Source organism: Cupriavidus sp. USMAHM13 (genome assembly GCF_001854285.1).
Classification (GTDB): Bacteria; Pseudomonadota; Gammaproteobacteria; order Burkholderiales; family Burkholderiaceae; genus Cupriavidus; species Cupriavidus malaysiensis.
Window position 1 is genome coordinate 2,121,665 of the sequence record NZ_CP017752.1, and the last position, 11,884, is coordinate 2,133,548.

At 71.0% G+C, this 11,884-nt stretch carries 7 protein-coding genes and 1 riboswitch; of the genes, 5 read left to right on the top strand and 2 right to left on the bottom strand.

Features of this window, described 5'->3' with window-relative positions:
* Positions 1-77 precede the first annotated feature (77 nt).
* On the top strand, positions 78-1,538 hold the full coding sequence (locus BKK81_RS27625; protein ID WP_071019509.1) for a M20/M25/M40 family metallo-hydrolase: 1,461 nt from the start codon (positions 78-80) through the stop codon (positions 1,536-1,538).
* 70 nt (positions 1,539-1,608) lie between these two features.
* On the opposite strand, the gene BKK81_RS27630 is transcribed toward BKK81_RS27625, so the two are convergent.
* Positions 1,609-2,916: a D-amino acid dehydrogenase gene (locus BKK81_RS27630; RefSeq protein WP_071019511.1), complete on the bottom strand. Its 1,308-nt coding sequence runs from the start codon at positions 2,914-2,916 to the stop codon at positions 1,609-1,611.
* 49 nt (positions 2,917-2,965) lie between these two features.
* A riboswitch (glycine riboswitch) is annotated at positions 2,966-3,089 on the bottom strand.
* 420 nt (positions 3,090-3,509) lie between these two features.
* On the opposite strand from BKK81_RS27630, the gene BKK81_RS27635 reads away from it, so the two are divergent.
* From BKK81_RS27635 to BKK81_RS27650, 4 genes are all read left to right on the top strand, one after another.
* Positions 3,510-5,504, top strand: coding sequence for a sigma-54-dependent Fis family transcriptional regulator (locus BKK81_RS27635; protein ID WP_071019514.1), 1,995 nt, complete (start codon positions 3,510-3,512; stop codon positions 5,502-5,504).
* A 514-nt stretch (positions 5,505-6,018) separates the two neighbouring features.
* Entirely contained in the window at positions 6,019-7,437 is a 1,419-nt protein-coding gene (locus BKK81_RS27640; protein ID WP_071019517.1) for an aldehyde dehydrogenase family protein, read from the top strand.
* Positions 7,438-7,546: 109 nt separating this feature from the next.
* Entirely contained in the window at positions 7,547-8,455 is a 909-nt protein-coding gene (locus BKK81_RS27645) for a transporter (protein ID WP_071019518.1), read from the top strand.
* A 68-nt stretch (positions 8,456-8,523) separates the two neighbouring features.
* Positions 8,524-10,695, top strand: a complete 2,172-nt coding sequence (locus BKK81_RS27650; protein WP_071019521.1) for a PQQ-dependent dehydrogenase, methanol/ethanol family — start codon at positions 8,524-8,526, stop codon at positions 10,693-10,695.
* Between the two features lie 34 nt (positions 10,696-10,729).
* Here BKK81_RS27650 and BKK81_RS27655 read toward each other — a convergent pair whose 3' ends face one another.
* The gene (locus BKK81_RS27655) at positions 10,730-11,596 is read right to left on the bottom strand and encodes a LysR family transcriptional regulator (protein ID WP_071019523.1); all 867 of its coding nucleotides are present in this window, start codon (positions 11,594-11,596) and stop codon (positions 10,730-10,732) included.
* Positions 11,597-11,884 lie beyond the last annotated feature (288 nt).

The window sequence follows — 11,884 nt, forward strand, 5'->3', positions numbered from 1 at the left end:
TCCCGTGCGCGGGCGGCGCTGTGCGACAATGCCTCGCACCGGCCGCCCGCGCCGCTTCCCACCTGCCAGGACGCACCATGACCACCGACACGGCTGCACCGACCCGCGCGCCCGACAGCGCCGCGCTGCGCGACTTCGTCGAGCGCAAGTGGAACGACGAGATCGTCCCCGCGCTGACCGACTACATCGGCATTCCCGCCAAGAGTCCTGCCTTCGACGCCGACTGGGCACGCCACGGCCACCTGGAGCGCGTCGTCGCCGATGCCGCCGCCTGGGTCGAGCGCCAGCCGGTGCGCGGCCTCAAGCTGGAAGTGATCCGCCTGCCCGGGCGCACGCCGCTGCTCTATTTCGAGACGCCCGCCACGCGTTCGGGCAGCAGCGAGACCATCGTGCTGTACGGCCACCTCGACAAGCAGCCCGAGTTCGACGGCTGGCGCCGCGACCTCGGCCCCTGGACGCCCAAGATGGAGGACGGGCGCCTCTACGGCCGCGGCGGCGCCGACGACGGTTATGCCGTCTACGCCAGCATCGCGGCGCTGGCCGCGCTCGATGCGCAGGGCGTGGAGCGCCCGCGCTGCGTGGGCCTGATCGAGACCTGCGAGGAATCCGGCAGCTATGACCTGCTGCCGTATGTGGACGCGCTGCGCCAGCGCCTGGGGCGGGTCGGCCTGGTGGTCTGCCTGGATTCCGGCGCCGGCAACTACGACCAGCTGTGGCTGACCACCTCGCTGCGCGGCCTGGTGGTGGGCGACCTCGAAGTGGAGGTGCTGGAGGAGGGCATCCACTCGGGCTCCTATGGCGGCATCGCGCCGTCCAGCTTCCGCGTGATGCGCCAGTTGTTCGAGCGCCTGGAGGATGCCGCCACCGGCAATATCCTGCCCGACGCCTTCCATTGCCCGGTTCCGGCCGACCGCCTGCGCGAGACCGAGGCGGCCGCGCGCATCCTCTGCGAGGCGGTATGGAAGGGCATGCCCTGGTCGTGCGGCCAGGACGGCCGGCCGGTGCTGCCGGTGGTGGCCGATCCGCAGGAAGTGCTGCTCAACGCCAACTGGCGGCCCTCGCTGTCGGTCACCGGTGCCGCCGGCCTGCCGTCGCTGGCGGATGCCGGCAATGTGCTGCGCCCGCGCACGGCCTTCAAGCTGTCGCTGCGCCTGCCGCCGCTGGTCGACGCCGCGCGGGCGGCGGCCGATCTCAAGGCCCTGCTCGAACTGGACCCGCCCTACAACGCCAAGGTCACCTTCAAGCCCGCCGCCGGCGCGGCCAACGGCTGGAACGCGCCCGGCCTGGCGCCCTGGCTGGAACAGGCCATGAACACGGCCTCGCGCACCCACTTCGGCCATGACCTGGCCTATATCGGCCAGGGCGGCACCATCCCCTTGATGAACACATTGCAGGCCGGCTTCCCGTCGGCGCAGTTCATGGTGTGCGGCGTGCTGGGGCCGAAGTCCAATGCCCACGGCCCCAACGAGTTCCTGCACGTGCCCTACGCGCGCAAGCTGACGGCGGCCGTCGCCGAGGTGATCGCGGCGGCGCCCTGAGACGCCCTCCCGTCGCCCGCTTCCTGCCACAAGCCTTCGGGCGACGGATAGACAGCGTTTGCGCCGGCGCTCAGCGCGCGCTGGCGCCGGTGGCCGCCACCGCCGCCACGCGCCGCTGGGGCAGGGCGCCGCTGAAGGCGAAGTCCACCTCCGGGGCGCGGCCGCTGATGATGTCGGCGATGGCGCGCCCGGAGCCGCAGCCATGCGTCCAGCCCAGCGTGCCGTGGCCGGTGTTCAGGTAGAGCCCCGCCACGCTGCTGGCGCCGATGTACGGCACGTTGCCCGGCGTGGCCGGGCGCAGTCCGGTCCAGTAGCGCGCCAGTTCCGGGCGGCTCATGCCCGGGAAGATCTCCAGCGTGCGGCGCACGATGGCTTCGCAGCGCAGCGGATTGAGTTCCATCGCATAGCCGTTAAGCTCCGCCGTGCCGGCGATGCGCAGGCGGTCGCCGAAGCGGGAGAAGACCAGCTTGTACTCGTCGTCGGTCAGGCTGACGCTGGGCGCCCGTTCCGCATCGAGCACCGGCAGCGTCGCCGAGTAGCCCTTGGCGGGATAGATATCGAGCTTGATCCCCAGCGGCCGCGCCAGCAGCGGGCTGAAGCTGCCCAGCGCCAGCACGTAGGCATCGGCGCTTTCGAGCTGGTAGGCGCCGCTGTCGTCGGCATATTCCACCGCCCGCATGCCGCCGCCGTCGGCATGCAGCCGCTGCACGCGCACGCCGTAGCGGAAGCGCACGCCGGCCGCCTCGCAACGCGCCGCCAGCGCGGTGGTGAAGCGGTGCACGTCGCCCGACTCGTCCGCGCTGGTGTAGGTGGCGCCGGCCAGGCGCGGCGCGATGGCGGCCAGCGCCGGTTCGATGCGCACCACTTCGTCGGCACCGATGACCTGGCGTTCGCAGCCGAGCTCGCGCATGATGCGGGCCGGCTCGATGGCGGCATCGAACTCCTTGGCGCTGGTGTAGAAGTGGAGGATGCCGCGGCTGAGGTGGTCGTACTCGATGCCTGTTTCGGCGCGCAGCGCCTGCAGGCTGGCGCGGCTGTAGGTGCCCAGGTTGAGCAGCTGGATCATGTTGTGGGTGGAGCGGCGCGCCGAGCATTCGCGCAGGAACTTCAGGCCCCAGGACCACTGTGCGGGATCGGCGCGCAGGCGGAACAGCAGCGGCGCATCCTCCTTGCCCAGCCAGCGCAGCAGTTTCCACGGCGCGGCGGGATTGGCCCAGGGTTCGGCATGGCTGACGGAGATCTGGCCGCCGTTGCCGAAGCTGGTTTCGCGCGCCGCGCCGGCATTGCGTTCGAGCACCACCACTTCGTGGCCAGCCTTGGCGAGATACCAGGCCGAGGCCACGCCGATCACGCCCGCGCCCATCACGATGACTTTCATTTCTCTGGCTCCAGGAAAGCAAAAAGGGGCAGGCGTGCGGTGTCGCACGCCTGCCCCCACTGTCCTTTTGCCTGAGAGATTCGCCTGGTCCACCCGGACTTCGGCTTGCCCCTTCGGCGGCCGCCGGCGCTGGTGTCTGCCAGCCTGCCGCGACGCTCTCCAGTTGGTTCGGTATCCAGTCTGTTGCACCTGAGCGTTTCGGGGGTACGCCTTCGGTAGGAGCGGCACCGGCAGCCTGCCGGGATGCTCCGTTCTCCTGGAACGCGCACCATAGCATGGGCCTGAGCCGGGCGGCAAGCCCCCGCGCCGGGTGGCGCGGGCAGCACGCCGGGCGAGGCGGGGCGGGCGCGGCGGCGGCCGGTGTGCGGACGCTGTGCCGACCCGCTTGTCTCATCCTGAGACACCGCGTGGATCGAAGCGAGACGGTGGCCGCACGCGCCGCGCCGGCGGCCTCGGGGAAAACGAGCAGGCGTGCGCCGGCGCGCTTGAAATCGCCCGGGGCCTCACCTAAAGTCATCCACCACCCGGGCGCCGCCCCGCGCGATGCGCGCCGCCGGGCACAACATAACAAGCCGCACGGAGACAGCCCCCCAATGAGGCAAGCCGCAGACAGCCTTCCCCTCGACGTGCGCACCGCGCGGCGCCAGTTCTTCGACGGCCGGCTGGTGCCGCCCGGCACCATCCCCGAGCGCATCGCCAGTTCCTGGCAGCGTGCCGCCACCTACGGGCTGCGCCCGGGCGACCGCGCGCTCGGCACCAACTTCGTCACGCACAGCCAGTTGCGCCGGCTCGAAGCGGAGCACCAGGCCCTGATCGCCTGCGCCGAAGAGGATATGGCGATCCTGGCGGGCGCGTTTCCGTCGCGCCACTGGCTGGTGTTCTGCACCAACGCCGAAGGCGTGATCGTCAGTTCCACCGTGCAGGGGGGCGCCGGGCCGTCGCAGGCGCGCGCGCTGGTGGGCGGCAAGCGCGTCAGCGAGGCGGCGCTGGGCACCAATGCGCCGGCCTGCGTGCTGAGCGAAGGCGGCCAGCCGATCGAGATCCGCCGCGGCGAGCACTATCTCGAAGAACTGATCGACGTGGTCTGCGCGGCGGCGCCCATCCATGATCCGCACGACAGGCTGGTCGGCGTGCTGGATATCACGGGCTTCGGCATCGACCTGCCGGCCTACGCGCTCAGCCGCGTGCAGGCCGCCGCCATGTCGATCGAGAACCGCATGTACGCCGGCATGGCCGGCTGCCGCATCCTGCGCCTGCACCACGATCCGCGCATGCTGGGCACGCCCGCCGAAGGCATCGTCGCCATTTCGCGCGACGACGTGATCGTCGCGGCCAACCGCGCGGCGCGCCAGATGCTGGGGCGGCCGGGCGGGACCTGGGCGCCGCGCGCGCTCGACGAGGTCTTTGCCGGCGGGCTGCGCGCTGCGGCCGCCGGCGCGGCGGGCGCGGCGACGCTGAACGGACGTGGGGGCGAGCGCTATTTCGTCGCGCTGGAGCCTGCGCCGGCTCCAACACGGGCGCAGGCCGCGACGCCGGGCGCGGGCGCGCCACGGCCATCCACGCCGGCGGCCGCCGGCGCGGCGCAGGGTTGCGTGCTGGCCGACGCCAGGCTGGCGCGGCTGTTCGGCAAGGCGGCCACGGTCCTGCGCGAGCAGGTGCCGGTGATCCTGCTGGGCGAAACCGGCACCGGCAAGAGCATGCTGGCACGCGCGCTGCACGAGGCCAGCCGGCCGGGCCGCGCCTTCGTCTCGCTCAATTGCTCGGCGATCCCGGAAGGGCTGGCCGAAGCCGAGCTGTTCGGCTATGAGGAGGGCGCCTTCACCGGCGGCCGCAAGGGCGGCAGCATCGGCAAGATCGAGCAGGCCAGCCACGGCACCCTGTTCCTGGACGAGATCGGCGACATGCCGCTGGCGCTGCAGGCGCGCCTGCTGAGCGTGCTGCAGGATCGCAGCGTGACGCGCGTGGGCGGCCATCGCGCGATCCCGGTGGACATCTCGGTGATCTGTGCCACCCATCGCGACCTGCCGGCGCTGGTGCGCGCCGGCGCCTTCCGCGAGGACCTGCTGTACCGCCTCAACGGCCTCTCGGTGCAGGTGCCGGCCTTGCGCGAGCGCACCGACCTGGCCGAACTGATCCAGGCGCAGGTCGACGCGCTCGCCGGCGGGCGGCGCAAGCGTCTCGATGCGGACGCGATGGCATTGCTGATGGCGCATGCCTGGCCGGGCAACGTGCGCGAACTGCACCAGGCCCTGCGCGCGGCGCTGGCGCTGTCCGGCGGCGGCGAGACGGTGGGGCGCGAGCACTTCGACGAGACCTGGCTGGCGCAGGCGGCCGCGCTGGCCGCGGCGCCGCCCGTCGCGCACCTGCAGGCCGGCATGCCCGCCGCGCCAGGCGCTGCCACCGCTGCTGCTGCCACCGCTGCTGCTGCTGCGGTCCCGGCGCGCTCCACCATGCTGGCCGACCTGGAAAGCGAGACGATCGAGCGCACCCTGTCGGAGCTGGGCGGCAACCGCGCGCAGGCGGCGCGCGTGCTCGGCATCTCGCGCGCCACGCTGTACCGCAAGCTGGCGCGGCTGCAGCGCGGCTGAGCGAACGCGCCAGGTGAGCGCGCGCCGGCGTGCCCCGGCGTGCCTTGCGCCGGCCGCGCACGCAGCGTGCATCTCGCGCATCCAGCATCCAGCGCATCCAGCGCGGCCGCCCTGTCCTCTTCGCCGCTCCTCAGCGGCTTTCCGTTCCCCCCGTCTCCTGCCGATGCCAGTGCCACGTGCCCACCGCAGGCAAGGCACGCGGCTGCCTGTCTCACCGGCGCGAGACAGTGCCCGCTCCTGAGACACCACGGCTGTCGCCGGTGTCTCAAGTCGCGCCGCCGCGCAGGGCATCTCCACGGCGCGGCGTGCGCGCGGCCGCTTCCAGCCGCCTGCCGCCGCGTGTGCCAGGGCAGGCGGCGCGGCAGGCACGCGCTTTGCATTGTGCTCGGGGCGTGGGTGGCCGCGTGCCGTCCCGTCGTTCAGGGCCGCACAGGTCCTCACCGAACAACAGCTCGATAGCTCGATAGCTCAATCACTCGGCAGCACAAGAAAGAACCAACGAGGAGACCAGGACATGAAAGACATCGCAGGATTGCTGATCGGCGGCAAGCTGGTGCGCGGCAGCGCGGAACTCGAGGTGGTCAATCCCGCCACCGGCGAGGTGTTCACCACCGTGTCGCGCGCCACCGAGCACGAGGCCAATGCGGCCGTGGCGGCGGCCAAGGCGGCCCAGCCGGCCTGGGCCGCGCTCGGCCTGGAGGCGCGCCGCGCGCTGCTGCTGCGCTTCGCCGACGGCCTCGAGGCCAATGCGGAGGACCTTGCCGCGACGCTGGTGCTGGAGCAGGGCAAGCCGCTCGCCGAGGCGCGCCAGGAACTGGCGTTCGCGCAGGCCTTCGTGCGCCACATCGCCGGCCTGAGCCTGCCGGTATCCGTGGTGCAGGACGATGCCACCCATCGCATCGAGGTCCATCACCGGCCGCTGGGCGTGGTGGCGGCGATCGCCGCCTGGAACTTCCCGGTGCTGATCGCCGCCTACAAGATCGCGCCGGCGCTGCTGATGGGCAACACGGTGGTGCTCAAGCCCGCGCCGACCACGCCGGTGGCGTCGCTGCAGCTCGGCGCCATGGCCGCCGACATCTTCCCGGCGGGCGTGCTCAACGTGATCACCGACCGCAATGACCTGGGCAGCCTGCTGACCTCCCACCCCGATGTGGCCAAGGTCTCGTTCACGGGCTCCACCGCGACCGGGAAGAAGGTCATGGAGAGCGCCGGGCCGCGCCTGAAGCGCATCACGCTGGAGCTGGGCGGCAACGACGGTGCCATCGTGCTGGACGACGCCGACGTCGCCGAGGTCGCCCCGCGCATCTTCGGCAGCGCCTTCTACAACTGCGGGCAGGTCTGCCTGGCGCTCAAGCGCCTGTACGTGCACGCCTCGCAGTACGACCGCATGTGCGAGGCGCTGGCCGAGCTGGCCAGCCAGGCGGTGGTGGGCAACGGCGCCGATGCCGGTGTCACCATCGGCCCGCTGCAGAACGCCATGCAGTTCGACAAGGCGGGCCGCTTTCTCGCCGCCGCGCGGCGCGATGGCCGCATCCTCGCCGGCGGGGCGCCGCTCAAGGGCGGCGGCTATTTCGTCGCGCCCACCATCGTGCGCGACCTGCCTGACCACAATGCGCTGGTCGCCGAGGAGCAGTTCGCCCCCATCCTGCCGGTGCTGAAGTACGAGCAGATCGACGAGGCGGTGGCCCGCGTCAATGCCTCGCCCTACGGCCTGGGCGGCTCGGTGTGGTCGGCCAGCGAGGACCGCGCGAGCGAGGTGGCGCGCCGCCTCGACGTCGGCACCGCGTGGGTCAACCACCACCTGCATTTCGGCCCGCACATCCCGCTGGTGGGCGCCAAGGAATCCGGTATCGGCGTCGAGTTCGGCACCGAAGGGCTGGCCGAGTTCGCCCAGCTCAGCGTGCTCAACATCGCCCACCGCCAGGTCGGCTGAGCCTGCCGCACGTACGCACGTATGCACGCGCGCGGCGCCGCGCGCGTGCCCGCAGCCGCCGCAGCGCGGCGACCAAGACAACGAAAAAGAAAAGAGAAACGGAGGAAACATGAAGCCTGGACAGACGACCCCCGGTCGCCTGCGGCGACGGCTGCGCGCCGTCACCACCTCGGCCGCCGTGGCGCTGGCCTGCGCGGCCATGCCGGCGCACGCCATCGACGTGGATGCCGGCGACTACACCGCGCTGCCGGCCGGCACCAACCTCGGCCTGCTGTACTACCAGCACGCCGAGCGCGACAAGGTCTATGCCGGTGGCACGCAGGTCGCGGGCGGCAGGTTGAACTCGGACATCGGCATCCTGCGCTATGTGCATTTCATGGACATCGGCGGCTTCACCGTCGATCCGCAGATCCTGCTGCCCTTCGGCGGCCTGCGCGGCAGCAAGGACCTGAGCGCGCTCGGCAGCGGCGCCGGTGTCGCCGATCCCATCCTGGCCGCCACCGTCTGGCTGCTGAACCAGCCCGAGCAGAAGCGCTATTTCGGCATCACCCCCTTCCTCTATGTGCCGGTCGGCAGCTACGACAAGAGCCGGGCGCTGAACCTGGGCGAGAACCGCTGGAAATTCGCCCTGCAGGCCGGCTATATCACGCCGCTGGTGGGCCGCTTCACGCTCGACCTGGTCGCCGACGTGACCTTCTACGGCGCCAACGGCCAGTTCGGCGCGAACTCGGCCCGGCTGACCCAGGATCCGCTGTTCCAGGGCCAGGCGTGGCTGCGCTACGCCGTCACCGACAGCCTGGACCTGCGCGGCGGCCTGTCCTATGCGGCCGGTGGCGAGAGCAAGGTGGATGGGGTGTCGCGCAACGACCGCACCAATACCTCGAAATTCTCGATCGGCGCGGCGTGGTTCCCCAGCCCGACGCTGCAGCTGCTGGCGACCTACGGCCAGGACATCGCGGTGCGCAACGGGCCAATGGAAGGCAGCCGCGTCAACCTGCGGCTGCTCAAGGTGTTCTGAGCCGCGGCCAGCGACAGGAAGCACGGCGACAGGAAGCAACCCGACAAGGACAATATATGGAGACGACCATGAAGGATTCGACAGGCAAGGCCGATGGCGCACGGATGGCGCGCCGCGGGATGACGGCGGCACTGGCGGCGGCACTGGCGGCAGGCGCTTTGCTGCCGGCGCCGGCGGGCGCGGCGGGCGGCGCGCAGGACAGCGCCGGCCCGGGCGTGGCGCGCCTGCGCGCCATCACGGCACGCGTGGACGGCGCGAGCATCCAGGCCAACGCGGCGCGCACGGCGGACTGGCCGTCCTATGGGCTGGATTACGGCGAGACCCGCTTCAGCAAGCTGGACCAGATCAACACGGGCAATGCCAAGGAGCTGGGCCTGGCCTGGAGCTACGACCTGGAGTCGACGCGCGGGGTCGAGGCCACGCCGATCGTGGTCGACGGCGTCATGTACGTGTCGGCGCCCTGGAGCGTCGTGCATGCGGTGGACGCGCGCAGCGGCCGGCGCTTGTGGACCTATGATCCGCAGGTGCCGCGCCGGCTCGGCTACAAGGGCTGCTGCGACGTGGTCAACCGCGGCGTGGCGCTGTACCAGGGCAAGGTCTACGTCGGCACCTTCGACGGCCGCCTGGTCGCCATCGATGCCGCCACCGGCAAGAGAGTGTGGGAGCGCGACACCATCGCCGACCACCGCCATTCCTACACCATCACCGGCGCGCCGCGCGTGGTCAAGGGCAAGGTCATCATCGGCAACGGTGGCGCGGAGTACGGCGCGCGCGGCTATGTCACCGCCTACGACGCCGCCACCGGCGCGCAGAAGTGGCGCTGGTTCACGGTGCCCGGCGACCCGGCCAGGCCCTACGAGAACGAGGCGATGGCGAAGGCCGCCAAGACCTGGGACCCGAGCGGCAAGTACTGGGTCAACGGCGGCGGCGGCACGGTCTGGAACAGCATGGCCTTCGATCCCGGCCTGAACCTGCTCTATATCGGCACCGGCAACGGCGGCCCGTGGAGCCGCAAGCAGCGCAGCCCCAAGGGTGGCGACAACCTCTACCTGGCGTCGATCGTCGCGCTCGATCCCGACACCGGCAAGTACGTGTGGCACTACCAGGAGACGCCGGGGGACAACGCCGACTACACCTCGACCCAGGACATCATCCTGGCCGACCTGAAGATCGACGGGCAGCCGCGCAAGGTCATCCTGCACGCGCCCAAGAACGGTTTCTTCTTCGTCATCGACCGCACCAACGGCAAGTTCATCTCGGCCAGGAACTTCGTCGACGTCAACTGGGCCAGCGGCTACGACCAGGACGGGCGGCCCATCGAGACGCCGCTGTTCGACACCTCGGGCAAGCCGGTGGACGCGGTGCCCGGGCCGTTCGGCGCGCACAACTGGCACGCCATGTCGTTCAACCCGCAGCTGGGCCTGGCCTATATTCCGGCCCAGCACGTGCCGCTCACGCTGGCCGACGACAAGCGCTGGGAGCACAACCAGAAGGACTCGGCCGAGGCGCACAGCGGCGTGGGCTGGAATCTCGGCATGCTGGTCAACGAGGCGCCGCCGGCCAGCAAGCCATTCGGCCGCCTGATCGCCTGGGACCCGGTGCGGCAGAAGGCCGCCTGGCAGCAGGACTATGCCAGCCCGTGGAACGGCGGCACGCTGACCACGGCCGGCAAGCTGGTGTTCCAGGGCACCGCCGACGGCCGCTTCATCGCCTACGACGCGGCCACGGGGGAGAAGCTGTGGCAGGCGCCCACCGGCACCGGCGTGGTGGCGCCGCCCGTCACCTATCTCGTCGACGGCAAGCAGTACGTGTCGGTGGCGGTGGGCTGGGGCGGCGTGTTCGGGCTGAGCGCGCGTGCCACCGACCGCCAGGCGCCGGGCACGGTGTACACCTTCGCCCTCGGCGGCAAGGCCAAGGCACCGGAGTGGAGCGCGTATCCGATGGCGGAGCTGCTGAGCGGCGTCAAGTACGACCCCGCTCACGTCGAGGCCGGCAAGAAGCTCTACGTCAACAACTGCGTGTTCTGCCACGGGGTGCCGGGCGTCGACAAGGGCGGCAACATCCCCAACCTGGCCTATGTCGGCGCGGGCCCGATCGAGCATCTCGACAAGATGCTGTTCAACGGCCCCTTCGTCTCGCGCGGCATGCCGGACTTCACCGGCAAGCTGAGCGCCGACGATGTCGTGAAGATCCAGGCCTTCATCCAGGGCACCGCCGACGCGGTGCGGCCGAAGCCCTGAGCGGTTCCCGAGGTGCCCCGAGGCGCGGCGGCGGTTACTGGAGCGTGATGTCCCAGTGCCGCGAGGCGGTGGCCAGCGCGTCGAGGAAGTCGCGGCGCGCCGGCGGGGCAGGGTCCCGCCCCGCCGCGGCGATGATGTCGAGCGGCTCGATCTCCGCCAGCCCGTCGAAGGCGCCGAGCAGGCGCACCGGGCCGACCGCGGCCTGCGCCGGCACCGCACCCACCGCGGTGCCGGCATGCACGCCGGCCAGCACGCCCGTCACCGAATTGCTTTCATGCACGCAGAGATGGCGCACGCCGGTCCGCTGCAGCGCGTCCAGCATATGGGTGCGGGCCGTGCTGCCCGGCTCGTAGAGCGCCACCGGCAGCGGCGAGCGCAGCCAGATCTCGGCGGCCGAGCTGTGCGAGACCCAGCGCATCGGCTGGCGGCACAGCAGTTCGCCGTCCAGATAGCGGCCGCGTACGCCGATGGCGGCGTCGAGGCGGCCGTCCTTGAGGCGCTGGGCAAGCTGAAGGGTGGAGGCGGACACCAGTTCGATGCAGAGTTCCGGCCGGCTCTCGGCGAAGGTCCGCAGCACCTCGGCCAGCAGCGGCAGGTAGATCTCGGGCGCCCCCACGCGCAGGCGGGCCCGGGCGCTGTCGCGCAGCGCGCCCCAGGCCTCGTCTTCCAGCGAGATCATTTCCTTGGCATAGGCATAGAGCGCCTCGCCGGCCCCGGTCAGCATCGATTGCCGCGCACCGCGCTCGAACAGCCTGGCATCGGCGATCTCTTCGAGCTGCCGCATCTGCATGCTGACGGCCGCCTGCGTCTTGTGCATCGCGCGCGCGGCCAGCGTGAAGCTGTGGTGTTCCGCGGCGGCGACGAACATGCGCAGCTGCTCGATGGTGGGTCTGCGAGCCATAAGTAGAGCTACTGCCTCCGTATCAATTTATATTGCTTTACACGGGGCGCGACTATACACATACTGGCCCGGATCCGGCTTGAGTTAAATCAATACAATTATTCGGCCGGCTTGTATCGGAGGGCGGCGACCCGGGCGCAGAACCAGGTGCCGCATAAATGACGTTCGCGCGCGCTGAAATGTCGCGCGAGGCACTTGTCATGGGGTTTCGGGCGCGCGTGGGGTCGGATTATTGAATAAAATATCGAGCCCATTTTTTTCTGGTGCGGGCTCACCCGGGGGCGGGCG

Bases quoted from the DNA above. Each gene is read 5' to 3' on its own strand.
- BKK81_RS27625 (WP_071019509.1), top strand. From the start codon at position 78: ATGACCACCGACACGGCTGCACCGACCCGCGCGCCCGACAGCGCCGCG.
- BKK81_RS27630 (WP_071019511.1), bottom strand. From the start codon at position 2,916: ATGAAAGTCATCGTGATGGGCGCGGGCGTGATCGGCGTGGCCTCGGCC.
- BKK81_RS27635 (WP_071019514.1), top strand. From the start codon at position 3,510: ATGAGGCAAGCCGCAGACAGCCTTCCCCTCGACGTGCGCACCGCGCGG.
- BKK81_RS27640 (WP_071019517.1), top strand. From the start codon at position 6,019: ATGAAAGACATCGCAGGATTGCTGATCGGCGGCAAGCTGGTGCGCGGC.
- BKK81_RS27645 (WP_071019518.1), top strand. From the start codon at position 7,547: ATGAAGCCTGGACAGACGACCCCCGGTCGCCTGCGGCGACGGCTGCGC.
- BKK81_RS27650 (WP_071019521.1), top strand. From the start codon at position 8,524: ATGAAGGATTCGACAGGCAAGGCCGATGGCGCACGGATGGCGCGCCGC.
- BKK81_RS27655 (WP_071019523.1), bottom strand. From the start codon at position 11,596: ATGGCTCGCAGACCCACCATCGAGCAGCTGCGCATGTTCGTCGCCGCC.